This is a genomic window from Aminivibrio pyruvatiphilus, assembly GCF_004366815.1.
Taxonomy (GTDB): Bacteria; Synergistota; Synergistia; order Synergistales; family Aminobacteriaceae; genus Aminivibrio; species Aminivibrio pyruvatiphilus.
In genome coordinates, this window is record NZ_SORI01000005.1 from 153,261 (window position 1) to 177,961 (window position 24,701).

Consider the following 24,701-nt stretch of genomic DNA (forward strand, 5'->3'; position numbering starts at 1 on the left):
CCCTTATTCTGCCGGTTCTATGCGGCAGATCTGTTCTGCAGGCGGAAGCTTAAATACCCGGCAGCCATTCCAAGTGCTACAGTGGCAAGCATCAGGAAAGCCTTCGGAAAACCGAGGACAGGAAGATACAGGAGCGCCGCGTATGAACCAGCAAGGGTAAGAATGGATGCCCGCAGATCCTTGGGAAACATACTTGCGTATACGGAGGCGAAAAGTGCGGGCTGGATATACTTGAATGCCGTTTTTACAGCTTCAGGGAGCAGGGGGAGAATCGTCCCGCCGATAACACTGAAGATGGAGATGAGCGTTACGCTTACAAAGACTGTCGTCGAGACGGCCATTGCGCCGATGGCGTCTCCTTCCGGAGTGTTGGCCTCCGTTCCCGTGACCTTCTGGGCCATGGTCATTCCGGGCATGCGGATATCAGCCGCCGTTCCGGCAACCCAGGAAACATAGGTTCCAACGGAGCCGAGTCCTCCGTAATACGATAGATTCTGGACGAGCCAGCTCATCCCGAAGGCCGCGGTGACCATTCCCCACATGGTCATGATCTCGGAAAGCGAAGGGACTGCGCCGTACCGGAACCAAAGCCAGAGAGCCGGCACGAAATTTGCCGCTATGGCGGCGCTGACGGTGATTGTTCCCAGCCGGATGACTTTTGCGTTGAAATCACTGTTCATTCTGTTCAGCCTCCTTTGTCTCGTATCAGAGGGTCATGTAATAATATGCCGCTCCCGCGGTCATGCCGATCACCATGGCGATGCCGAGGGAAAGTTCGAGAAGGCGCTGGTTTTTGCCGAAAAATCTGAGGATGAAGACGATGCCGAAGACTGCTGCCACAGCGGCCAGCCAGCTAGGAACAGGTTTGCCGATCGTTCCGCCTGCAAGGAGGTTGGCGAAGAGCCCGAGAGCGGCCCCATGCATGACCATCTTGACCGCCTTCGGATTGAAGCTGCTGTTCATCTTGTTGAGCATTGTTCCCATGGACGGCGTCAGCAGAAGGGCGACGAGCATCCATCCCATGTTGTTAAGCCCCATGGCCCACTGGGTATATGCGAGCTTGACCGTGGGAGTGGATCCGGCGGGCACGACGGATTCCACCATGGTGGCTACCGCGATTTCCGTCCTGGCTGCACCGATGTCGTTCAGGCGCATCCATGCCGAAGGCGCCCCGATCACGGCGACTAAGGCCAGGAGAACGATACAGGAAGAGAGCGTGGGCCCGATGGCCGTAATGGCTGCTGAACGGCAGCCATGGATCAGTTTTTCCCGGGGAATATTCAATTCCCGTGCTCTCTTCAGTCCGGCTCTAAAAAAGACGAGCGACTGCACAACTACCGCGATCACCATGATGCTGCAGGCAATCCACATGTCGAAACTGTTCACCGCGTTGTCCATTTGCAACACCCTCCTTGATTTTCCTGCTCTTGTTTTCTAAAATTTGAACGTTTCTGCGCGATGCATCATATTAGTACGGAAAACCATTGCTCAAAAACGACCAAAATCTGACTTTATTCTGTTTTCAGCCAAAGTGCGGGTTTGGGTACAGGGAAAAATGGAAAGCAGGAGAGTACCGGCCTCGTCATGAACAGATGGGCCAGGCATTCTCCTGCTTCTGGCGGGGAATACGGGTTATCTCAGCTGCGGCAGCGCGGCCCAGAGGTGTCGGGTGTAGGGGCTTCGTGGCAGAAAGGATATCCCGGTACAGGTCTTCCACCAATACCGTCCCTTTGTGAAGGATGATGCCGGCGGTGTGCTAGTTTTGAACGCCTTGCGGCATCAGAGGTTTTGGCAGTTGTCAGAACAGCTGTGCGCTTTCTTGACAATGTGATGTGCTCAACGCCTTGCGGCATCAGAGGTTTTGGCAGAGGGGTCACTACGCTGAGTCCTCTTGCGGGCTGCAGTGCTCAACGCCTTGCGGCATCAGAGGTTTTGGCAGAACCTCTTTGCACCCTCACGGACCGTGGCCTCAAGTGCTCAACGCCTTGCGGCATCAGAGGTTTTGGCAGGACTGCCTTGTCTCCGGCGTATCCTCCGTGGAGAAGAGTGCTCAACGCCTTGCGGCATCAGAGGTTTTGGCAGCGTATTATTACGAGGATATATTGATTATTTAGATAGTGCTCAACGCCTTGCGGCATCAGAGGTTTTGGCAGATGGCTAGCGGGCTTATCAAGTTCATAAAAAAAGTGGTGCTCAACGCCTTGCGGCATCAGAGGTTTTGGCAGTTGATAGAGATGGCGGCTCAAGAGCCTATGCCGCGTGCTCAACGCCTTGCGGCATCAGAGGTTTTGGCAGATGGAGGCGAGAACACGGAAAAGTCTATGGACTGTGCTCAACGCCTTGCGGCATCAGAGGTTTTGGCAGCCCCACAAATGTACGACGTGCGATTCTAACCGCTTGTGCTCAACGCCTTGCGGCATCAGAGGTTTTGGCAGATCGTCATTCCGCCACCTCCTCATCAATTACACTATCCGTGCTCAACGCCTTGCGGCATCAGAGGTTTTGGCAGTCGGCCTGGCGCACGGGAACCTCTACGCCTCGGGTGCTCAACGCCTTGCGGCATCAGAGGTTTTGGCAGCAAGTGCCTGCAAAAAATCCAACTCAACATCCATGTGCTCAACGCCTTGCGGCATCAGAGGTTTTGGCAGGATGGGGGATGGTGGGGTGGGTTTGGGAACTTTGAAGAGTGCTCAACGCCTTGCGGCATCAGAGGTTTTGGCAGTGGAACCGGAGAGAAAAAGCCCTTGAATCTCTGGGTGCTCAACGCCTTGCGGCATCAGAGGTTTTGGCAGGAGTGCTAACGTGAAGACCCTCCTCATCGATGGTGAGTGCTCAACGCCTTGCGGCATCAGAGGTTTTGGCAGGGGAAGACGACAAAAACGCCAATACCCTGACAGAGTGCTCAACGCCTTGCGGCATCAGAGGTTTTGGCAGTCTGTAGAAGCAGCCCCATTGCGTCGGTATACGTCGGTGCTCAACGCCTTGCGGCATCAGAGGTTTTGGCAGAACTTCAACACGAACAGAACGACATGGACGCTTCCCGTGCTCAACGCCTTGCGGCATCAGAGGTTTTGGCAGGTCGGCCAGGGTTACTCCACGCACTGCGGAGACCTGTGCTCAACGCCTTGCGGCATCAGAGGTTTTGGCAGCGCGTCGATAAGCAGCGTCATCAGCAGTTCCCCCCCGTGCTCAACGCCTTGCGGCATCAGAGGTTTTGGCAGAGCCGTGGCCGTTCTTTGCCCCTACGACAAGAAATTGTGCTCAACGCCTTGCGGCATCAGAGGTTTTGGCAGATCCGGCCTTCTGGGGAGGACAGTGGAGCCCGGAGTGCTCAACGCCTTGCGGCATCAGAGGTTTTGGCAGGATCGAAAGGCCGTCACTGCGTAGCGGGGGCGGCGTGCTCAACGCCTTGCGGCATCAGAGGTTTTGGCAGGCCTTGCGCAGAAACTCGGAAATTGAAAGGCTACTGTGCTCAACGCCTTGCGGCATCAGAGGTTTTGGCAGCCGTAGACAAGCACCTTGACGCCGTTGATTGAAAGTGCTCAACGCCTTGCGGCATCAGAGGTTTTGGCAGACCGGGTATCACGGTCGCGGCCCCGCGACACATCCGTGCTCAACGCCTTGCGGCATCAGAGGTTTTGGCAGGTGGCGGAACTGACCCCGGCAACTCGCGTCATAGTGTGCTCAACGCCTTGCGGCATCAGAGGTTTTGGCAGGTTCACACTGGGCGAAGGCTCCACAGAATCACTGTGTGCTCAACGCCTTGCGGCATCAGAGGTTTTGGCAGTGGAACAGGTATGACACGATGAGCGTGGGAGAGAGTGCTCAACGCCTTGCGGCATCAGAGGTTTTGGCAGTCGCAACGGCCCTCCTGCTCATACCCGACGATTACGTGCTCAACGCCTTGCGGCATCAGAGGTTTTGGCAGGTGTTGGGTCAATGGGCTGAAGAGGGTGTCCCCCATGTGCTCAACGCCTTGCGGCATCAGAGGTTTTGGCAGTCTCGGTGGTCTGTGGCCAAAGATAGGTGGGAGTAGTGCTCAACGCCTTGCGGCATCAGAGGTTTTGGCAGTCTACTGGCGCGGAACGGGGCAGGGGGATTCTCTTGTGCTCAACGCCTTGCGGCATCAGAGGTTTTGGCAGAAGTATTTTGCGTTCAATAAATTTATCTGGCTTTTCGTGCTCAACGCCTTGCGGCATCAGAGGTTTTGGCAGGAGATAAAGGCAGAAAGAGATATGCGGATGGAAGGTGCTCAACGCCTTGCGGCATCAGAGGTTTTGGCAGCTACGGGTGCCCCCGGTGCGGGAGTAGTTTTGAGGTGCTCAACGCCTTGCGGCATCAGAGGTTTTGGCAGAAGCCGAACGCCGCACGGACACCGCCCTGTCCGTGGTGCTCAACGCCTTGCGGCATCAGAGGTTTTGGCAGATCAAAGTGGCCGGGTCAGCCTGGCATCAATGTTCAGCCGATGTTGTTTCATGGTGGATTTCCTGCGGTACCTTACGAGTTCGTCCAAGGGTAAACCTGGATTTGTTAATGCCTGAGAAACCATGCTACGTCATTGCCCGGACAGAATCAAGCAGTTTTCAAGGTTCGAGCTCTTGATTTTTCCTGTCGTTTCAACAGGGGAAGATTTGTTTTCCGTCGATGCTCCCATTTCAGCCGGAGGTGCTTGAACCGGTCTACAGTACAATCCATTTTTCCGGTTCGTCAGGCCATGCCTCTTCGGCGTTTCGTTTCCGTATTTTTCTTACGCATGCGTCACAGAGTTCTGTGATCAACAGCCCATCCTTCGGATCCATCACTTTTTCCAGTTCCCACCGAAGCCGTTCCAGGCCCCGGTCGCTGAGGTGAGTCCGAAAAACGCTGTACTGGATTCTCTGGCCATGGCCTTCCATTATTTTGGCCACCTTGCGAAGACGTTTTTCATTCCGCACATCGTAGGAGATGAGAAACCATTTTTTCATGCTTTCTGCTCCTCAACGAATACGGGACTGGGCGAACAGCCCGGGGGTGTCCGTCCATTCTTTTTCCAGAAGACGGACTTCAAGCTCCATGGTCCGCTGCCACGAAAGAGAATAGTCAAGCACCGGATGTTTCCACTTGTCCTGCATGCGCCTTTCAAATAGGACGATGGCCTTTTTTCTGCCCTCGTCGGAAAGCCAGACTTTTTCCTTTGTGACGGCGAAGTCGCTCTCCGCATTCCACTGCTTCCGGTTGATGGAGGATACGGCAACAATGTCCCAGACAGAAACGCGAAAGAGTTCAAGTACGTCCATCACCAGCGGATGTGCACTGGAACGGGGGGTGTGCAGGTAGCCGAAGGCGGGTTCGAGCCCTACGGCCAGAATTGCTTCGAAGACCGCGCGATAGAGCATCGAGTAACCAAAACTGAGAATGGCGTTGAAGCGGTCTTTCGGCGGCCTCCGGGATCTTCCTGAAGGGATCAGTTCCTCCTGTATGTCGTCGTTCAGAATGCCGGGAAGAAGGTCGAAGTAAGTTTGCGCAGCGCTTCCCTCGAGGCCGCGAAGAGCGTCGACCCCTTCGGCTGTCGATGCTGTCTTCAGCAGTGATCGAATTTCTTCAATGCCGGCCTCAATGCGGTCATTCCGTTTCCCCCCGCGGGTGGAGCGGAGAAGGAAGCGGAGTTGACTCTCGACTTTGGCCCGGACCGTTCTGCGGGATAGCCTGAGGCACAGGCCGGGATCAGTCAGGGCCTGGTACTGGCGAATTCTTCTCTGGACAGGGCCTGGTCCCGGGGAGAAGCTTCCGAGGTATGTTCCTCCCCCCGAAAACCAGTGTAGATGGATTCCCTTTCCGGCGCACAGGTGAAGGGCCTGTGTGGAAACCTGGCCATTGCCGTGTATGGTGATGGAATGGATATCCGCAGACGGCAGTTTCCGGGCGGCATTTTCGCCTTCTTCCAGTTTGAAGGCGTCTCCGCTCCGGCCTAGCCGTGCCTGATGGCCTGTCACATGGAGAGCGGCGCCTTCAATCTCCGGAGGGAAGAGGCGAAGGGGCTCCCACTCGCTGCTTCGGGCGAATCGTTCCTCTTCAGGCAGACAAACGGGGGCGAGAGAACATCTCAGGCATTTTTTTGATGATTCACAGACCGGAGGCCTGCTTGTGGCTGACCGAAGTTTCCTGGCTTTATCAATTCCGGCAATTACCTTATTCCGGTTTTCTGCCGTCAGGGGGACGATAACGGTAGTATTTTGGCCGTGATACCTGATCCTTGCTTCCTGAAGCTCCTTGTCAAGATATTCTTCGAGAAGGAGGGAGTATGCCGCGACTTGTATGATGTCGCTTTCCCACGCCTGGGGTTCCTCCCCCTTGCGAAGGAGAGGCTTGCCTCTCTTGTGTTCGTAGACCACCCAGTTACCGTTTCTATGACGTACGGCATCGAGTTTTCCGGTGAGTCCGAGTTTTTCGCTGCTGAGGAAGAAGGAGCGCTGTTCCTCTCCTTCTTCCCCGGCCAGTTCTTCGTGGAGCGTTCTTCCGGCATAGACGCTGGCGTCAGCTATGCGAATCTCCTCGACTTCCTCGAGATAGAAGAGCCTTTCACAGTAAAGGAGGGCGTGAAGGGCGCTTACCCGGAGGAGAGCGTCATTTTCCGCTGCGGCACTCAATAGATCACCTCCACCCATGCCGCTGCCGGAACTTCGGGGGAAGCCTCCTTCAGCGGGGCGAAAAGCCTGCTTTTCGTCCCGGCCATGTCCTCCCTGTTTATGGTGATGGTGAGTCTCGAAATGCGCCGTTTCTCCAGGGGAGAAGACGTATGGTCGAGAGCGCAGTACCAGTGAGCCCCGGCAGATTCCGGGGCCTCTTCCAGCCTGTCGGGGAGGAAGGAGTTGTCTCCCAGAAAGGGAAGGCCGTATCTGCGGCTGCTTTTTCCGTGGAGCCCTTTCCTGATTTCCGGTTCCAGCTCGGGCGCTTCCACGGCGATGATTGCGTCAAAGTCCGAAAGGAAGGCCCTGGAGACGGGCTTGATGTTGTATTTTGACCCCTTGGCAAGGTGGGCCTTCTCTTTTCCGCTTGTACCCACCGGGTAGTTGTGGAGCTGCTGGAAAAGCTGCTGGCGTTCCGGGAAGGAGCAGGCTCCTATTGCCAGGCGGACCGGGGGCAGGCTGTTTGCGATGAGAGTGGTTCCGCCGCTTTTTTCTTCTGCTCCGCGCATCTCCACGCCCGCGATGTTCAATAGCAGTCCGAACGCCGCCGACGGAGTCAGGAAATCTGCGGTAGGGCGAAAGCTGCCGGCCGCCATTGGGCGGAACGCGGCGAAGGGAGCCGTTACACGGAGACGGAGCATGTTCTTTACTCGAATGCGCGGGCGCCCGCGAGCTCAAGTATCTTTTCGGCGCTTCTTTCAAGGAAGACGCCCTTGTTTTCGAGCGCTTTGCGGGTGGTATCGTCCAGATCCCGGACTATTTTCCCCCCGATAAAAAATTCCGCGCCGGGGAGATCACCGTTCAGCAGGGCGTCCACAATCTCCGGGAATGTATGGGTTCCATCCTCGGCGATTCTGAACCCGTACGAGTCATATCCGGGCGCAAGTCTGGGGGTAAGCCTGAGGACTAAGCTCGCCGGGGACATATCGTACAGGCTCCGGGCATGGTTGCCGGCCACATTGCCGAGCTGGCCGAGAATTGAAAGAAGGCCTTTCGTCCACGCCTGTTTTTCCCTGCATTCGTCGAGGTTAAGGGCGAAGGGGTACTGAAAGGGCGTGTATGTTGTCTCCCTGTGGAGAAGCTGGGAGGAGTCGGCGTTTTTCCAGGGGCTGTCTACCTGCTTCGGTGACTGGGAGAAGATCGTGTCGTGCCGGTATGGTTCGAGTGCGACGGCGAGATTCATGCGCAGCACGGAATCCCGTTTGAAGGAAAAAGAGGCCCTATTGCGTCCTTTCGCTTCCAGTTCTTTTTCTATCTTTTCCCTGTCGGTTTTTCCGGCCGCGATGAGCCACCCCATGAAGAAATCATCCGCATATGCGTCCGCGTCGGGATAGTCGTCGAACTTGACGGCAAGCTGTTCTTCGTCATGCAGCCTGCTCCGGTTGCAGGGAAGGCCTGTCGCCCTCATACCTTCCCGTATGGCGTTGCGCATGGCTTCCGGCGAGATGACCGCGTACTGCATGCGCCCTTTGGTGATTTTCTGGAGAACGGCCCGGTTTTCGGCGGATTCACCGCGGTAGTTGGCACTGGGAGCCGCGTATGTCAGGACTGTGGCGTACAGGTTCATGTCATTCCCTCCTTGTGAGGTTATTTCGTTTCTGTTTTTTCCTGCTCGTCTTTTGTGTAGACATAAGAGCAGGCTGAAAGGGCAAGCATGGCGAAGAGCTTGATTTTTTCCCGTTCGTCCGGATCGACCAGGCTTTGGGCTATGAGGAGATAGTCATCCTTTTCACCGTCTTTCGATGAGTTCCGCAGGAACTGGGGGTGGGCGCACAGTGTTCCCGTGAAAAATTCGGCGATGTCCGCCCCCTTGCGCCCCCGGAGAGCAAGAAAGGCTCCGGAGCATACCTTTTCAAGGGCATTCCGGTATCCCTCAGAGAGGTGAAGATCACCGTCTTCCTTGGTCCATTCCAGGTGCGTTTTCCCGGCAGGCAGGTCTTTGGGGACCCGTTCTTTCAATTCCGAGATAACGAACTGCCTGACAATGCTCCGTGTCTTTGATGCGAGACGCTCGTCCCGGTCGATGCCGGCAGGGCCGGCATGAGTGTTTGTGCCCATGGTGTTCGCCTCCGTTTCGATCTGAATTTTTTCCGCGATGCTCTTAAGATGCCGGTGTATGTCCTGTCCAAAGAATGGTGTGTTTCGGGGGCTGCCTTCCCTGGACCAGATGAAAAATTCCGTAGGATACTGTTCGAAAATGCTTTCCATTCCGGTGTACCATGGCGAGCCGTCGAGCATGTTGCGGATTCGGCAGGTTTTGAACAGGAAATTCAGTGGTTTTTTGCTGCCCTGGGGCGCTACGAGGTGGTTGTACTGGTCCAGCGTGGCCGGGCTGAGAGGAACGTACGCCGATGCGAGCAGATTGACGGAATTGCCTTTTTTTACCATGTAGTAGTATTCCACTCCTTCAACGGTGTCGAAGAAGCCCCGCCCCTGTTTTTCCACCCGGCGTTCGGTGATGGCGGAAAGAAATTCCAGTCCGCTTTCTTCGGGGAGGTCGATGAGTGAAGAAAAGGGGCGGAAGTGTCGTGTCGTCGGTGTCTGGCTTCCGAGCCACTTCGCGTACCGGGCCAGGTATTTGCGGATATCCACTATCTCCGGCATAACGAGGACAAATCCCCCTTCGGTCCATTCAACCGAGTAGGTGGAATGGTTCTCTTTATTTCCCCGTTTTACGGAAAAGGCCCGTGTAACGAAAAGAGGACAGGCGGTATGGGCAAACTGGAGAAGGAGGTTTTCTTCGAAGGTTCCCTTGAGGGGAACCCCTTCAGCGTTGGATCCCTCGGCACCGAGCAGCAGAGAGCCGGCGAGCTGCTCTCCGGCTCCCGGTTTCTTTTGCAATGCGCTCCAGGAATTATCGGCGAAGGAGCAGGGGTTTCTTCCCGCTCTTTCGTTGTAGACTCCCCGGGCGGCTGGTTTCCCGCGGTACGTGGCCCACAGCATGTCCCGCCACAGCTTGAGCTTTTTTCCCCCTTCATCGTCTGCAGGCAATGCGCCTTTCAGGAAAGCCCCCTTGGGAACGACGACTTCGTAAACAAAGACTTTTTCCGTCTTTTTCGAGTTGCCCTTGTCTGTTACTTTTTCCCTGATTTCGATGAGATCGGCGTTGTTCCATTTCGTTGGGCTTTCAACTTCTATGGTTTCCGCATCGTAGAGTTCATCGAAGACTTTTTGAAAGCTCTCCCTCGTAAAACGGAATTTCCATACCCCGCCGCTTTCTTCCGAAACTTCTGGGAGTGGGTGAATCTTTCGCTTTTCCATTGTGTCCAGAAGGAAAATGAGCCCCGCCAGCCCGGTTTTGTGCTGAGCCGACGGCAGGTGCCCCAGGATGTAGTTCAGTTCCAGCGTGTCCTGTGTCTCCTTGTGATCGTCCGCCTTTTTCGCCACGCAATACCCTCCTTTCGAAAAATCAGTCATTCAGCAGAGCAGTCCCAGTTTTTCGCTGTAGTCTCCTTTTGCGACGCGGAGATACGGCGGAAGCCCCTTGCCCTTTTCGGTGCACTTGAATGGGGCGGGGAGAATGAGTCCATCCACCGGCTGCGCGTTTCTGCGAAGGTTCCAATAGTTTCCTGCATCGCATTCCAGTATTGCTGTAACACTGTGTCCGTCAATATCACGGATTCCGTCTCCTGCAGAGAAGGCAAATCCTTCATCTGCGAGAAACGGCAGCAGTTTTTCCATTTCCCGCGTTTCCGGCGAAAATCTTTCAAGGAGCTGCTGAAGGTCTGCCTGGCTGACTGTTTTGCCGTCCAAATCGCCGATGAACGCCTCCACGTTTGCCATCTCGTCTTTTGAGTACGGAAGCTCCTTTTCGGGGGAGTACAGGAGCACCCGACCGTATCCTTCAAGTTCCAGTTTCCGGTTGCACCGCCCCATTCTCTGGATAAGGGAAGTCAGGGGAGCGAATTCTGAAACCAGGAGCGCTGCGCTCAGGTCGAGGCTCATCTCGCATACCTGGGTGGTGAGGGCGATCATGGGGCCATTCTCCCGGAAAGCCGCAATCAGTTCTTTGTGCCTCTCCTGCCTGTCTTTAAGGCGGAAGCGGCTGTGGTAGCAAATTATCCGCGCTTCCGGAACCATGGAAGATAGCTCTTCGGCGAGGGTTTGGCATCGCTTGACCGTATTGACCACCCAGAGGATTTTCTCGCCTCTGCCCAGGGTGTCTGTTGCTTCCTTTTTGGCGGACTCCCTGGTACAGCGGCGGATCGTGTATCGGGGCGCCGATGATTTCTCAAAAAAATCGGGGAAGGACGCCGGCTCGGGGGGGAATATCTCCAGGCCGGCCTCCTGCAGCTGCTTCAGGCGGTTTGGAGGGAGGCTGGCGGTCATGCACAATACCGGGACATCGAATTCCCGGAGGAATCCGAGCAGAGCGGAGAAGAGTCGTGCATCAAAGCTATGGACCTCATCAAAGACAATGGCGCTTTCAGCAAGGAGAGGAAGGAGGCACGACGAACGGTAATCGTGCCCCATGAAGCCGAGAAACTGGTCTACCGTGGCGCTGAACAGGCGCTTCTGCCAGAATCCAACGGCAAAGAGGCGGTCGTTGGAAAGGAAATCCTTCCCGGAACGGGAGTCAGGGTTATCGAACATATCCTGCAGTTCATAGGCGGATGTGCCGTGGAGCAATGCGCCGTCCGTCTCCGGAGCCCAGGCGACGTAATCCTTGAAACCTTCAGTGGCGGTAGCCCTGGTCGGGTAGAGAAAGATGAATCGGTTGATTGTTCGCCGTGAAGCTACACCAGTACCCCATTTCCAGGCTGCCAGGGTCTTCCCGCTGCCGCACGAAGCGAGCAGAAGGGCGCGGTCGGAGAGGCGGGCGGCTTCGACCTGGAAGGTGGAAAAGGAGAAGGTCTTCTTTTGCCCGGCTTCGATTTGTTTACGACGGGGTGCGATGATCATGTCTTCGATCCGGTTCCCCGACAGGACGCGGGAATCGTTGAAGGCGTCCGCGATCCACTGTTCCACCGGAATAAAAACCGTCTGGTCCCTCTCTCTCGCAAGGCCTGAACCGGCCGCGTCGGCAAGAATGAGTGCGGTCCTGACTGCCCGGAGAAGGCGGATACGCCTTGTATCCCCTTCAAACGAGAGTTCCAGGTCGGACTCGATAGAGTCAAAATCGTCCGAAAGGGCATGAAGGGAAATGTGCGAAGGGCTTTGGATTTGGGAAGCAGAGCCGAGTGAAAACTCTGAGGCGAAGAGATCGAAAAGCTCCTGAATTCCTTCGGGACACAGGGTAATGTAAGGCCTATCCCAGTCGGCCGTTTCCATGATCCCTCTCCTCAGTTTCAGGTGGTGTCCCATGACGGAAGCTCTGATAATCTGAAAATCTGCGGAATCGACATGCTCGAGCAGATTCCTGAAGGATTCGAAGCCCATCAGCCATCCTCCAAGAAATTCGTGCCGGAGAGACTGACCTCCGCCTCCTTTCACCGCTTCCTGGAAGTGGTTGTTCGATTTCCCCACGTCGTGGAGGATGACCGCCGCTTTTGTGCATTGAAAAAAAGACATTCGATCCCCATCCGGGATCCGGAAGAACCGGAACCAGTGTTCAGCGAACGGTGCGGGCTTTTGTTCATCTCCGAAAAGAGCCGTGAACGCCGAAAGCACGTCCATCGTATGCTGCCTGAGCGTCTTTTCCTGTATTCGCCCATTGATGAGAATGCTTTTCTTTGCGAGAACAGCCACAGCTTGTGCTCCTACTCTGCCGGCACGAAGATGCCGCACCCCATAGTTCTCCGGCCTCCGAGCCCCGAAATTTGCAACAGGAGGGACTCGTCGGCGGTGAGATCGGTGACGACAAGAGCAAAGCCCACGATGCTCTTTCCTTTAATCGAAATAGTACGCTTTATAAAAGGGGATGTTTCGCGGTTGTCCGATCTGCCTTCAGATGCGAGACTGTCTTTACGGGGGATGAGGTGTGTTTTGCCCCGGATATTCAATTCCTGAAGCTGTCTGTGTGCGGCATCAAGGAATTCATGGGGAGAGGTGAATCCCTTGATGGTCACGAGGCGGCTTTTCAAGGCTGCGGCAGGCCTGAGTTTACGGGAAGATGGGGTCTCAACAGAAATAACCTCGCTGCCGATTTCGAGTTGTCTGCCGCAGAGTTCCAGGTAATCAGCCACTTTGTCTGCCGGGATCCTGAGAATCAGCCTGCTCTTGCCGCCCAAGGCCAGCATTCTGTTGCCGCAGGGAATGCCGTAAATCGGGTGAACTCCTGTGTTGCCGCGTTGTTTCATGTTGTGGAGGACAGGGAAGATGCCGGAGAGGGCAGAATGCAGAAAATATCCGTGATCAGCGGGAATTTTATTGCCTGAGAGCGCAAACACCAAATCGAGCAAAGACCATCAGCTCCTTTCGTGAGCAATTCTCCCGGATGTGTTGTTTAACGCAATGACTGGAATCTGTTTCGGAAAAATAGTAGCTCTAAGCGAAGAATAAGGCAAGAGCTAATATTTTCATAAATTTGCATCATCTATGAACAAAAATAGTGAAATTATCAAAAATGATTAGGCATAATTTGGCCTCGGTGTTACAGGAATGATGTATCCTGCTTTCTTCAAAACGTTCTGCCCGAAGTCTTTTAATTCGGGGGCAAATAAAGATGCGGAGGCTTGTTGATGGCCTCCGCTGTTTCTTGTTTGTAAGCAGCCTGAGATAGATTTTTCAGGGGATGCGGGGAGAGATCAGCCGCGGCAGCGCGGCCACAAGAGCCCGGGTGTAGGGGTGCTTCGGGGCGGAGAGGATGTCCCGGCACAGGCCTTCCTCCACCATCGTCCCCCTGTGGAGGACCATGCCCCTGGGCGCGGCCTTCCGGGCGAGGAAGAGGTCGTGGGTGACGAAGATCATGGACATGCCTGACTTCTGGCGCTTTGCGAGGATTTCGATGATCTCCCCCCTGGTGGAGGCGTCCTGCATGCTGGTGGGTTCGTCGCAGAGAAGGAGTTCGGGGTCGAGGATCAGCGCCCTGGCGATGGCCACCCGCTGGCGCTGGCCCCCCGAGAGGGAGAGGCGCACCCGGGAGGAGAGGATGGCCTCGTCCCGGAGCCCGAGTTCTCCAAGAAGGTTCCGGGCCCGTTCTTCCCCTTCTTTCGCGGCATGTTTTCCCCTGACGAGGAGCCAGGGTTCCATTGCCGCCCCGAGGACCGTGAGCGTGGGAGGGAGGGAGCCGTAGGGGTCCTGGGAGACCATGGCGCACCGCCGCCGGAGGGCGGTCATTTGCTCCCCGTCCGCCGAAGCCGTGTCCTGCCCGAAGAGGGTGATGGATCCCTCCGACGGGGGAACGTGGCCGAGGATGCACCGCATGAGGGTGGTCTTGCCGCTGCCCGATTCGCCGATGACGGAAAGGCTTTCTCCCCTTTCCAGCGTGAGGGTGAGGCCGGAGAGGGCCCTTACGGGTTCCCGCCGCCTCCTGCCGGGAAAGACCGCCGAGAGGTTCCTGATGTCCAGCAGGGTTGTCATGATCCTTCCTCCAGGTCCAGCAGGGCCTTCACGAGGGCCCGGGTGTGGGGATTCCGGGGCCTGGCGGTGATCTCGGCGGGATCTCCCTCCTCCGCCAGCTCTCCGTCCTTCAGTATGTGCAGCCTGTCTGCGACGGAGGCCGCAAGGGGAAGGTCGTGGGAGATGAGGAGGAGTCCGAGCCCCTTTTCATCCACGAGATTTTTCAGGGTGACGATGATCCCCCGCTGGGTGATCACGTCCAGGGCCGTGGTGGGTTCGTCGCAGAGAAGGTAGTCCGGAGAGCAGGCCAGGGCGAGAGCAATGGCCGCCCGCTGCTTCTGGCCTCCCGAAAGTTCGTGGGGGTACCGTCGGGCCAGTTCCCCGTCCAGACCGGCCAGGGCGAAGAGGGGGGTGAGTCGGTCCAGGGCCTCCTTCCGGGAGAGCCCCAGGTGGACGGAAAGCACTTCCTCCACGTGGCGGCCCACGGTGAGCACAGGGGTGAAGGAGTTCATGGCCCCCTGGGGGACGATGGCGATCCTCCGCCACCGGATGCGGTTCAGTTCATTCTCGGGCAGGGCGAGGAGGTTTTTCCCGTCCAGGAGGATTTCCCCGGAAACGGCGGTCCCCGGGGGAAGCAGCCCCGGGATGGCCATGAGCACCGTGCTCTTGCCGCTCCCCGATTCGCCGGCGAGGGCGGAGAACAGTCCTTTCCTGATGGTCATGGAGACGTTTTTCACAGCGGCGGCCTGGCTTCCCCTTCCTTCGGAGGTCATCCGGCCGTAGGTGACGGAGAGATTCCGTATGTCGATCACAGGACATTTCCTCCTCTCAGGCGGGGGTCGACCCGCTCTTCAAGGTATTTTCCAAGGTCCAGAAAGACGAGGCAGAGGAGGGTGATGCCGAGGCCGGGGGGTAGGAGCATCCACCACGCTCCTGCCGTGAAGGCGCCGAAAGACTGGGCTTCGTGGAGCATCCTTCCCCAGGAGATCACCCTGGGGTCCGAGAGGCCGAGGAAGGAGAGCCCCGCCTCGGAGAGAATAGCCCCGGGAACGCCCAGGGTCATGGTGGCCAGCAGCACGGGCAGGGTCTCCGGCAGAAGGTGGCGCCGGAGGATATAGCCAGCGGGGGCTCCCAGTCCCCGTAGGTCCTCGATGTACTGGGCGTCCCGGAGGGTCAGGGTCAGGGCCCGGACGGTCCGGGCGGTGCCCATCCACGAGAAGACGGACAGGATGAGGATGAGCTGCCAGAGCCCCTTTCCCCAGAGGGCGGCGAGGGCCATGAGGATGGGAAGCAGGGGGATGGAGAGCAGCAGGTCCACCGCCCTCATGATCACGGCGTCGGTCCATCCTCCCCGGTAGCCCGCTGCGAGGCCGAGGGAAGTTCCGAGGAAGGTGGCCAGGAGGGTGGCGAAGATGCCCACCAGGAGGGAGACCCTGATTCCGGCCACGAAGAGGGCGGCGATGTCCCTGCCCCGCTGGTCCGTTCCGAGGAGGCCCCATCGTCCCCCTTCAAGGCGTATTTTCACCGAGCCCTCCCATTCCCCTTCGCCGGACAGCCCGATCCTGTAGGTTCCCCTTTCGGGAAAGAGGGCGGAGGAGGCGTCCCCGAAGGGAGGCAGTCCGAGGGAGCGCTTGAAGGCGATGTCCCGCCCGTCGAGTTCCACCCCCCTGTTGAGGGGGGTGAGGCGGAAGGTCTTTCCGCCGGGGATGGTCCATTCCACGAACCGGGACGGGGCGGGAAGGGCCGTTTCGACCCGGAGGGAGAAGCGGGAAGGGGCACCGAAGACCCAATCCAGCTCCGCGGCGGAGTGGCCGCCCGAAAGTTCCAGGTCCATGGTGGGGGGAAGGGAGCGGTCCAGCCACAGGGGCTTCGAGAAGGGGGCCGCCACCTCCGCTTCCGGGAGGGCGTCAAAGAGCCGGGTCCCGAACAGGGCCAGTGCCGCGAGGACGAGAAGGCACCAGAAGCTCCACCGTTTCAGCAGCCCCTTCATCGTCCGCCGCCCCTTTCCATGCGCACCCGGGGGTCGGTGAGGCCGTAGAGCAGGTCCGACAGAAGATTGCAGCTCACCGTGAGGAGGGCCAGCAGGAAGAAGGACGCTCCTGCGGCGGGGTAGTCATGGCCGGTCACCGCCTCCAGGAGGAACCGTCCCACCCCGTGAAGGGAGAATACCGTTTCGGTGATCACGGCCCCGGAGACGATCCCGGGAAGGGAGAGCAGGAAGATGGTGAGGAGCGGCGGCAGCAGGGTCCGGAAGGCGTGCCCCAGGATGATGTTCCGTTCCGGAAGCCCCCTGGCGCGGGCGAGAAGGATGAAATCCTCGCCGAGAATCTTCACCATGAGGTTCCGCACGTAGAGGGCCCATCCTCCGAATCCGAGGAGGACGAGGGAAAACACCGGCAGGGCCATGTGCCACAGGTAGTCGAGCAGCAGGGGAAGCCCCCCCGCAGGAGGAGGGACCGACAGGGTTCCCCTCAGGGGAAAGAGAGGGAGGGCCGCGGCGAAGGCCATGAGGAGCACGAGCTGGACGAAGAAGGAGGGGAAGGAGAAGGACAGGGCGCCGCTCCAGAGGACGCACTTTTCCAGGAGGCTTCCCCGTTTCAGCGCGGCCTTCATGCCGAGCCAGGTCCCGATAAGGGAGGACAGCACAAGGCTGGTGCCGAGAAGCATTACCGTGTTGGGCAGCCTGGATTTCAGCTCTTCCACCACGGGGCGGCCGGTGAGGAAGGAGATGCCGAAGTCGAAGGTCAGAGTGGACCTGACATACCGGAGAAACTGCACGGGGAGGGGCCTGTCGAGCCCGTAGACTTCGCTCAGCCGGGCCTTGGCCTCGGGAGAGAAGTTCGGGTCGATGATGGAGGCCACGGGGTCTCCCGGCATCATGCGGAACAGGACGAAATTGAGGACCAGCACCAGCCCGAGGACCAGCAGAGCGCTCCCCGTCCGTCGTGCCCAGTAGCCGCTCACCCCTCCGTCACCTCTTCCTGCCGAGCCAGAACCGTTCGTTCCCGCTCAGCCGGACGTATTCCCCGGGGCGGTACTCCCGGAAGACGAAGGGACCGGTTCCGACGATTCCTGTCAGGCCGGGGTCCGAGGGGTGCTTTTCCGATGCGGGAAGCCAGCTTCTCCAGTCGTTCACTTTTTCGATGACGTGCCGGGGGAGGATGGATATGCCCCCCACCCTGTGGAGGTGCCAGAAACTCACGTTTTTCATGGTCACTTTGAGAGTGCGGTCGTCGGGGGTTTCCACGGTGTCGATATTGTCCACGTTGTCGAAATACCGGGGAACGGCGTTCTTTTTGAGCGTCTCGTAGGTGAAGGCGGCGTCCGCGGCGGTGAGGGGCTTGCCGTCATGCCACTCCACCCCTTCCCTCAGGCGGAAGGTGAGCACCGTGCGGGGGCCGGCCGGACCCGCCTCCGTCCCGATGGTCCAGCTTTCGGCGAGCCAGGGGATGGTCTCCAGGGTGTAGGGGTCCACGGCGATGAGGGAGTCGTAGATCAGGCCGAGGACCTGCCAGTCGTAGGCGGAGCTGGACGTGAAGGGGTTGAGCGCCCTCGGCTCGTCCGCCTGGACGAGATAGAGGGGCCTCATGGGGCCCGACGCGGGCTCCATGGCCAGCAGGCTCCACGTGTTGTCCGCGGTCACCCTGTCGGTGACCAGGGTACCCTTCCACTGCTTCGACACGGCGGAGATGGTGTACCGGCTGTAGACGGGGACCACCGGAACGAGGTCCGAGAGAAGCTTCTGGGCCTCCGACGCGGCCGCCCGGGCCGCCGTCTCGTCGGGGGCGAAGCGGAGCCGGTCCAGAACCTCGTCGAGGGCGGGGTCGGAGATGCCGGGCATGTTGTATCCGCCCCGTATGTCCATCTTCGATGAGTAGAAGGCGTAGAGAGAGTCGGGGTCCCGGGTCATCTGCCATGCCAGGACGTACATCTGGAAATCCCGCTCGTCCAGGCGGGAAATCATGGTGGAGAAATCCATGGGCTCCGCCTGCACCGGAATGCCTATGGCGGTCAGGGCCTCGGCCATGCGCACAGCGATCTCCGCCGTGGTGGGCGCCGTGGACGCCGTGGGGCAGAGGAGTTTCTGGGGAGGGATTTTTCTGCCGTCGGGCGAGACGAGAACGCCGTCGGAGCCCCATGTCCATCCCGCGCCGGCAAGGCGCTTTTTTGCAGCTTCGGGATCGTGGGGGTAGGCCGTCACATCCGGCTCGAAGTAGGGAGACACCGGAGGAAGGAAGGTGGCAAGGGGTTCGGCGTACCCGGCGAAGAGATCCCGGACCATCCGCTCCCTGGGAAGAGCCTGCCAGGCGCTGCGTCGCAGTTCGAGACTGTTCCACGGAAAGGTCCGCACGTTGAACCCGAGAAAGAACCCGTGGAAGCCCGAGGCGAGGGAGAGATCCACGGCGGGGTTTTTGGAAAGGGCGTCCACGTCCACCGGACGGTGGAGATCCCCCAGGATGTCGACCTTTCCCCGGTCCAGGGCCAGAAGCTGGGCATCCGGGTCCCGGATGATCACCAGGTAGAGGTCCTGTATTTTCGGTCCGGCGAAGGCTTCCGGGTCGAAAGAGGCTTCCGCCCGGGGGTCGGAACAGAGGGCAAGGAGGACTGCTGACAGAAAAAGGGCGAAAAGGGATTTTCTCATTTCTCGTCTCATCCTTTCCGGAACGGGGATTCAGATTTGTCCATTATTCTAGCAGATTGCTAAAGAAACGCTGTCGGCGAAATGCCGTATTCCTGAAATCGTTTTCCTTCCCCGGCGTGGAGTGGAGAGACGGCTGAGGTTATGTGTTATAAAATATTGTAATATATAAAGGGTTGGATTGAAAACGAGGAAAATGGCCATGTTATGCTTTTCTTCTCCCTGAGTTTCTGGTATAATTTTTGAAAATTCAACTAGAGGAGGAGAGTTCCATGATAAAAATCCTTTCACTCGCAGTTCTTGCGGTTTTCCTCGCTGCCGGAGGGGCGTTTGCAGCAGAAGCAGCCCGGGTGTTCGAGGAAGACCGGTTTGAAACCTCCGCCGGAGAGGTGACCATCACCTTTATCGGCCACGGAACCCTGATGTTCTCTTTCGGCGGCAGGGTGCTCCACGTGGACCCCTACAGCAAGATCGCCGACTATTCAGCCCTTCCGAAGGCGGACGCCGTGCTGATAACCCACGAGCACCAGGACCACCTGGACAGGGAAGCCCTGAAGCACATCGTCACCGATGAGACCGATATCGTGCTGAACGGAAAAAGCGCCGAAATTCTGGGCAGGGGAAGGGCTCTGAAAAACGGAGAGTCCACTGAACTGCTCGGCGTCAAAGTGGAAGCCGTTCCGGCCTACAACCTCGTTCACAAGCGGGACAACGGCCAGCCCTTCCATCCGAAGGGGGAGCACAACGGCTACGTTCTGAACTTCGGCGACACCCGGATCTACGTCGCGGGGGACACGGAGAACATACCCGAGATGAAGGATCTGAAGGATATCCGCATCGCTTTCCTTCCCATGAACCTTCCCTTCACCATGACGCCCGAAATGGCGGCGGACGGCGCCCTTTCTTTCCGGCCGAAAATCCTCTACCCCTATCACTTCGGGCAGTCGGACACCGGAAAACTTGTTGAACTGCTCAAGGACAGCGGCATCGAGGTCCGGATACGAAAAATGGGGAGATAGTTCCCGGGAATCCAGCGCCCCTCCGGCCGGAGGGGCGCTTTTTTATTCCTGCCCTTTTCTCCCCGGCAGCCACATGATGGTGGTCATCACCGCGGTGGCGATACAGATCAGGGTGAAGAGAAGAAAGGCCCGATGGGTGCCTAGAAGGGTGCAGCCGAACCCCATATACAGGGGAAGGATGAACCAGCTCAGGTCCATGGAGAAGTGGACCAGCGCCGAGGCTTTCGCCCGGAGGCGGGGCGCCGCGAGGTCCGCCGTGAGAGCGAGATGGGCGGGGTAGCCGTACCCCATGCCCATGCCGTAGAAAAATCCCCAGAGGACCAGCCCGAGGGAAGTGCGGGCGAAGGCGAGGCCGAGAAGGCAGAGGGCCATGATGAGGAAGGAGGGACCGGCGAAGACCGTTCTCTGGTACCGGTTGAAGAGGTTTCTTCCCGCCGTCCGGACGAAAAGGGCCCCCCCTCCGAGGGAGAAGATGAACCATGAGGGAACGAGTCCCTTTTCCATGAGCACCGTGCCGATGAAGACGATGGATGCGTCGCAGAGACCGAAGAAGAAGCAGGAGAAGACGATTTTTCCGGCCGGCGTTTCCCGGAAGAGGTCGCCGTAGGTCCCCCACTGCATTGACTGTCCCCGCCCGGAGGATCCCTGGTACCCTGCAGGCTGAAGCCGGAGGGCCAGTGAGAATGAAAGGGCGGCGGCGGCGAGGGGGAGGATCATGAAGAACCGGTCCAGGCCGCTCCGTACAAGATAGTCGGTGAGGGGAACCACGGTGAACATGGGAATGAGGCTTCCCACGGAGATGAGGACGAATCCGAGCCCCCGCTTCGACTCCTCGATGACAAGGGCCTGGTAGGTGGTGAGGGCCACCATGAAAATGCTGTACGCAAGGCCCATGACCACCCGGACCCCGACGAACCAGGCGAAGGCTCCCTGGTAGGCCTGGAGGGCCAGGGCGCAGGCGATGCAGACTCCCGACGACCAGATCATGCTCTTTCTCACGCCCATCCGTTCGGTGATCCAGCTCCCCACGGGGCGGACCGCCGTGGTGGCCGCATAGAAGACGCCGACGAGGATCCCTGCGGATGCGGCGGTGTACCCCCGGGCGGCGAGGTAGGGGGCGAGAAAGAAGAAGGCATTGGAATAGGAGTAGATGGCAAAATTGATAATCAAGAGGGACAGGATGAGCCGGTCCATGATGAAAGCCTCCTGGGGCCGTTGTGGTCCGGGCTGACTCCGGACTGTGATGTATTGTATGCTCTCGGGGGAGTTTGTTCAATCGTTTCCGCCCGTCGCTGCCAGGTCGGGAATGAGCCCGCCGCAGGACACGATGCATCCTTTCCCCTTTGATTTCGCCTGGTAGAGAGCAGTGTCCGCCTTTTTGAAGGCATCACCAGGAGAAGAGCCGCCCGGCGCGGAGGCCACCCCGAGGGATACGCTCAGGAACGGGGCGCAGCTTCTGACCTGGCGGCAGATGTTTTCCGCGATCAACAGGCCGTTGGTTTCCGGGCAGGCGGGAAGGAGGACGGCGAATTCGTCCCCACCGATCCTGCAGGCGATGTCGTCCCTCCGGACGGCCCTGGTGACGGCGGACGCCATTTTTTTCAGGGCATCGTCTCCCGCCTGGTGGCCGTGGGCATCGTTGATGTTCTTGAAATCGTCGAGATCGATGAGTATGAGGGTGACGCCGGTTCCTTCCAGGAGAAGCCGGGCGAGCTCCCCGTCAAAATGGCGCCGGTTGAAGAGGCCCGTGAGGGGGTCGCGGCTGGCCATGTCCCGCGCCTGCCGTTCGGCGTTTGACAGGGCGGCGAGTTCTCTTGATGTTTTTCGGTGCAGTCTGGAGAAGAAGAACATGCTGGAGACGATAAAAACATAGCAGATGGCCAGGTTTGCCGTTTCTCCCCGGAAGTCCCCGGAGAGGAGGAAGGTACCGATGAAGGAGAAGGCGTTGATCACGAGATAGGTGAAGAATACGTCCCGTCTCCGGAACTGCATGTAAACACCTGTCCCCAGGAGAGTGACGATATGCCGGAGGAGGAGGGTGAAGAATCCGGCCTCGAGGAAGGAAGCCCCCAGGGGAAGCAGGTTCAGGAACAGAAGTATGGGCGGAACGAAGCCCCGGACGGCCGAGGGGGGCATGGTGGTCATCCTGATGCGGAAAAACAGGAAGAGCAGGGCGAGGAAAAGGTCGAGTACTGCCAGAAGAGGGTATCCCATAAGCACATCGGCCCAGCCTGCGGCGAGAAACCAGACCGCGGTGATGACGCTGAGAAGACGGAGTGCGGGCAATTCTCTTTCGAGGCGGTTTCCCCGGTGAACGGTTCGGTATTCCATTGCAGCCTCCTGAATTTAGTTGACTGCCTGCGACAAGGATTATACCCTCCGGGAGGCGGGAAAAAAAGAGCCCTTTTCCGGCTTGGGCCGGAAAAGGGCGGATTCAGCCTTTTCCGAAACGGATTACTGGGTAATCGCGTTCACGGGGCAGACGGACACGCAGCTGCCGCACTCGATGCAGCTCTCGTCCACGACTGCTTTGCCATCAACCATGGAAATTGATTCCACGGGGCAGGTGCCGACACAGGTCTCGCAACCCACGCATGCATCCTTGTCCACGACTGCTTTTGCCATTGTTCATTCCTCCTCGGATATAATCTGCTGGTACACTGTGCCGGTCCGGATTATACCCCACTTTCTTTCTTCGGGCAACTTGAGGAACTCCAGAGAATGGCGGGCGGATATTCCGCTTTCGGGTCCCTGGTCAGCAGCCGTTCCAGTTCTTCCGCGGGAGAAGCTCCTTCGTAGAGCAGGCGGTGAACACCCCTGGAGATGGGCATGTCCACGGAAAGCTTCCGGGCGGCCTCGGTCACGGCCCGAACGGTAAAGGCTCCTTCCGCCACCTGCCCGATCTCCGTCCTCGCCTCCTCGAGGGAAAGTCCCCGGCCGAGAGCCATGCCGAGCCTGAAGTTTCTCGACTGGGTGCTGTAGCAGGTGAGAACCAGGTCTCCCATTCCCGCAAGGCCGGCGAGCGTCAGGGGGTGGGCCCCGAGGGCCTCGCCGAACCGCATGATTTCTGCAAGTCCCCTGCTGACCAGCGCCGCCCTCGCATTGTCCCCCAGCCCGAGGGACGAAGCCAGCCCGGAGGCGATGGCCATGATGTTCTTCACCGCCCCTCCCGTTTCTGTTCCGGTAACGTCATGGGAGGTATAGAGCCGGAGCCGGGTCGTATTGAGCAGGGACTGCCAGAAGAGGGCGGAACCGTCCTTTCCCGAGGCCACGGTCACCGCCGTGGGCAGGCCCCTTGCCACCTCTTCGGCGAAACTCGGGCCGGAGAGAACTGAATAGAGGGCACGGGGAAGAATTTCCCCCACGATCTCGCTGATCCGCTTCCCCGTGTCGATCTCGATGCCCTTTGCCACGTTGCAGATCTCCGTCCGGTCGGTGCAGAAGGACTCCAGGGCGGGGAGGAACCCCCGGAGCGTCTGGGTGGGGAGGGCCAGGATCCAGTAGTGGGAATGCAGGGCGGCCTCCGTGATGTCCGGTGTGGCTGAAATCCCTGCCGGGAGAGAAATCTCCCGGAGATAGTCGGGATTTGTCCCCGAGGCGTTGATTGCCCGTGCCTGCTCGCTCCTCCTGCACCAGAGGCAGACGGAGTGTCCCGAGGATGCCGCCGACGCCGCAAGCGCGGTGCCCCAGCTTCCTCCGCCGAAAACCGTCAGGTCAGCCATGGTGTACCTCCTTTCGCTTCCAGTCCTTTTTTTCGGAATTGCCCGGCGTGAACAGAAGCAGCACCGAGCCCCCGAACATGAGGATGCTTCCGGCGAGGATCGCCGGGACGAGGGACCCCGTCAGGTCCCGAAGAAATCCGGAGACCAGGGGAGCCACTACGGCAGACGACATGATGGTGCCGTTGAAAAAACCGATGGCGGCACCCATGGAGCCGGGGTGCCTTCTGCTGACGATGTCCCCGATCCACGCGACGGCGACCGGAGAGAATGCGGTGTTGCTGAAGAGGCCGAAGAAGAGCAGGGTGGCGATGATGGCCGGTGCGCTTTCCACCCTTGTGAGGAGGAATAGTGCGGCGGCGCTCACGGGAAGGACGAAGAGGGTTGTCCGTTTCCTTCCCAGGCGGTCGGAGAGCCTGCCCCAGAGGACTCCCCCGGGAAGGGCGGTCAGGGCGATGAGGCCGGTGTAGAGTCCCGACTGGTTGAGAGAGAAGCTCCGTTCCGCCTGGAGAAAGGTCGGGCCCCAGGTGGCCGCCGCCCAGAAACCGTACAGCGATGTGAAGGTGGCGATGTTGATCTTCCAGATGTCCCTGTCCCTGAACAGCTTTTTATACACCGCAAGGGAGGGGGAGCTTTCGTTCTTCACGTCGGGCAGGTATTTTTTGAACAGGGGGAGCATGAGGGCCGTGGGAACGGCGAGAAGAAGAAAGGGAGTCCTGTAGTTCCCGAAAAACTGGTACAGGGGGCCGCTCACAGCCATTCCGCCGAGAATGCCGAGGGCCATGCCCATGCCGATGAGTCCGGAGCTGATGCCCCGCTTTTCCGCCGGGACGGTGGAGAGCATGGTCCCGAAGCAGCAGGGGTAATAGGCTCCGGCGCCGAGTCCGTGGAGAGCCGAGAAGAAGACCAGGAGGGAGAAGGATGTACCGAAGAGGCCGAACCCGAGGATGCCGAGGCCGGAGAGGGCGAACATGGACATGAGTACCCGCTTCGCCCCCCACCTGTCGGCTGCGAGGCCGCTTGGAATCTGGAGCAGGACGTAGAAAAGGAAGTAGGCGCTGGTAATGGCTCCCGCCTGGGTGGAGGTTATTCCCAGGGTGTCGGCGATGACGGAAAGCAGGGGATACAGGGCGGTCCGATCGGCATAGAGAACGGCCCAGCCCAGGATAAGGGCAGCGATCACGATAAATTCCTCCCGGAGTGATGGTGTACGGACTAT

General features: G+C 58.7%; 20 protein-coding genes and 1 CRISPR repeat array. Of the genes, 1 reads left to right on the forward strand and 19 read right to left on the reverse strand.

Annotated features, from left to right (window positions below; all coding sequences use genetic code 11):
* Window positions 1-17: 17 nt before the first annotated feature.
* The 14 genes from C8D99_RS05750 to C8D99_RS05815 form a co-directional block, all read right to left on the reverse strand.
* Window positions 18-680 (reverse strand): hypothetical protein, encoded by a 663-nt coding sequence (locus C8D99_RS05750; RefSeq protein ID WP_133957169.1) that lies wholly within the window; start codon window positions 678-680, stop codon window positions 18-20.
* 25 nt (window positions 681-705) lie between these two features.
* Window positions 706-1,398 carry a DUF5058 family protein gene (locus C8D99_RS05755; RefSeq protein ID WP_208321100.1) on the reverse strand — a complete coding sequence of 231 codons (693 nt, stop codon included), beginning with the start codon at window positions 1,396-1,398 and terminating at the stop codon, window positions 706-708.
* Window positions 1,399-1,759: 361 nt separating this feature from the next.
* Window positions 1,760-4,425: direct repeats of the CRISPR family, unit length 36 nt; unit sequence GTGCTCAACGCCTTGCGGCATCAGAGGTTTTGGCAG.
* 254 nt (window positions 4,426-4,679) lie between these two features.
* The gene (gene cas2 / locus C8D99_RS05760) at window positions 4,680-4,964 is read right to left on the reverse strand and encodes a CRISPR-associated endonuclease Cas2 (RefSeq protein WP_133957170.1); all 285 of its coding nucleotides are present in this window, start codon (window positions 4,962-4,964) and stop codon (window positions 4,680-4,682) included.
* Between the two features lie 12 nt (window positions 4,965-4,976).
* Window positions 4,977-6,644 (reverse strand): type I-MYXAN CRISPR-associated endonuclease Cas4/Cas1, encoded by a 1,668-nt coding sequence (locus C8D99_RS15655; RefSeq protein ID WP_133957171.1) that lies wholly within the window; start codon window positions 6,642-6,644, stop codon window positions 4,977-4,979.
* Window positions 6,623-7,306, reverse strand: coding sequence for a CRISPR-associated protein Cas5 (locus C8D99_RS05770; RefSeq protein ID WP_133957172.1), 684 nt, complete (start codon window positions 7,304-7,306; stop codon window positions 6,623-6,625). Before C8D99_RS05770 ends, C8D99_RS15655 begins: the two co-directional genes overlap by 22 nt.
* Before the next feature lie 5 nt (window positions 7,307-7,311).
* Window positions 7,312-8,232, reverse strand: a complete 921-nt coding sequence (locus tag C8D99_RS05775) for a type I-B CRISPR-associated protein Cas7/Cst2/DevR (protein ID WP_133957173.1) — start codon at window positions 8,230-8,232, stop codon at window positions 7,312-7,314.
* A 20-nt stretch (window positions 8,233-8,252) separates the two neighbouring features.
* Window positions 8,253-10,052 carry a type I-MYXAN CRISPR-associated protein Cmx8 gene (cmx8, locus tag C8D99_RS05780; RefSeq protein ID WP_166670030.1) on the reverse strand — a complete coding sequence of 600 codons (1,800 nt, stop codon included), beginning with the start codon at window positions 10,050-10,052 and terminating at the stop codon, window positions 8,253-8,255.
* Between the two features lie 30 nt (window positions 10,053-10,082).
* Complete coding sequence (gene cas3 / locus C8D99_RS05785) at window positions 10,083-12,392, reverse strand: CRISPR-associated helicase Cas3' (RefSeq protein ID WP_338024414.1); 2,310 nt, start codon at window positions 12,390-12,392, stop codon at window positions 10,083-10,085.
* Window positions 12,365-12,994: a type I-MYXAN CRISPR-associated protein Cas6/Cmx6 gene (gene cas6 / locus C8D99_RS05790; RefSeq protein WP_208321102.1), complete on the reverse strand. Its 630-nt coding sequence runs from the start codon at window positions 12,992-12,994 to the stop codon at window positions 12,365-12,367. Before cas6 ends, cas3 begins: the two co-directional genes overlap by 28 nt.
* A 337-nt stretch (window positions 12,995-13,331) precedes the next feature.
* Window positions 13,332-14,126, reverse strand: a complete 795-nt coding sequence (locus C8D99_RS05795; protein WP_133957177.1) for an ABC transporter ATP-binding protein — start codon at window positions 14,124-14,126, stop codon at window positions 13,332-13,334.
* A complete protein-coding gene (locus C8D99_RS05800; RefSeq protein ID WP_243833843.1) occupies window positions 14,123-14,917 on the reverse strand; it encodes an ABC transporter ATP-binding protein in 795 nt (264 codons plus the stop codon). Before C8D99_RS05800 ends, C8D99_RS05795 begins: the two co-directional genes overlap by 4 nt.
* The gene (locus tag C8D99_RS05805) at window positions 14,914-16,095 is read right to left on the reverse strand and encodes an ABC transporter permease (protein WP_133957178.1); all 1,182 of its coding nucleotides are present in this window, start codon (window positions 16,093-16,095) and stop codon (window positions 14,914-14,916) included. The genes C8D99_RS05800 and C8D99_RS05805 overlap by 4 nt, the downstream gene beginning before the upstream one ends.
* The gene (locus tag C8D99_RS05810) at window positions 16,092-17,069 is read right to left on the reverse strand and encodes an ABC transporter permease (protein ID WP_243833844.1); all 978 of its coding nucleotides are present in this window, start codon (window positions 17,067-17,069) and stop codon (window positions 16,092-16,094) included. Before C8D99_RS05810 ends, C8D99_RS05805 begins: the two co-directional genes overlap by 4 nt.
* 7 nt (window positions 17,070-17,076) lie before the next feature.
* Complete coding sequence (locus C8D99_RS05815) at window positions 17,077-18,747, reverse strand: ABC transporter substrate-binding protein (RefSeq protein ID WP_133957179.1); 1,671 nt, start codon at window positions 18,745-18,747, stop codon at window positions 17,077-17,079.
* Between the two features lie 269 nt (window positions 18,748-19,016).
* On the opposite strand from C8D99_RS05815, the gene C8D99_RS05820 reads away from it, so the two are divergent.
* The gene (locus tag C8D99_RS05820; RefSeq protein ID WP_133957180.1) at window positions 19,017-19,763 is read left to right on the forward strand and encodes an MBL fold metallo-hydrolase; all 747 of its coding nucleotides are present in this window, start codon (window positions 19,017-19,019) and stop codon (window positions 19,761-19,763) included.
* A 42-nt stretch (window positions 19,764-19,805) separates the two neighbouring features.
* On the opposite strand, the gene C8D99_RS05825 is transcribed toward C8D99_RS05820, so the two are convergent.
* From C8D99_RS05825 to C8D99_RS05845, 5 genes are all read right to left on the reverse strand, one after another.
* Window positions 19,806-20,957, reverse strand: a complete 1,152-nt coding sequence (locus C8D99_RS05825) for an MFS transporter (RefSeq protein ID WP_133957181.1) — start codon at window positions 20,955-20,957, stop codon at window positions 19,806-19,808.
* Between the two features lie 78 nt (window positions 20,958-21,035).
* Window positions 21,036-22,094, reverse strand: a complete 1,059-nt coding sequence (locus C8D99_RS05830; RefSeq protein WP_133957182.1) for a GGDEF domain-containing protein — start codon at window positions 22,092-22,094, stop codon at window positions 21,036-21,038.
* 123 nt (window positions 22,095-22,217) lie between these two features.
* Window positions 22,218-22,388 (reverse strand): 4Fe-4S binding protein, encoded by a 171-nt coding sequence (locus C8D99_RS05835; RefSeq protein WP_133957183.1) that lies wholly within the window; start codon window positions 22,386-22,388, stop codon window positions 22,218-22,220.
* 50 nt (window positions 22,389-22,438) lie between these two features.
* Entirely contained in the window at window positions 22,439-23,485 is a 1,047-nt protein-coding gene (locus tag C8D99_RS05840; protein ID WP_133957184.1) for an NAD(P)H-dependent glycerol-3-phosphate dehydrogenase, read from the reverse strand.
* Window positions 23,478-24,665: an MFS transporter gene (locus C8D99_RS05845; protein ID WP_166670031.1), complete on the reverse strand. Its 1,188-nt coding sequence runs from the start codon at window positions 24,663-24,665 to the stop codon at window positions 23,478-23,480. The genes C8D99_RS05840 and C8D99_RS05845 overlap by 8 nt, the downstream gene beginning before the upstream one ends.
* Between the last annotated feature and the right edge of the window lie 36 nt (window positions 24,666-24,701).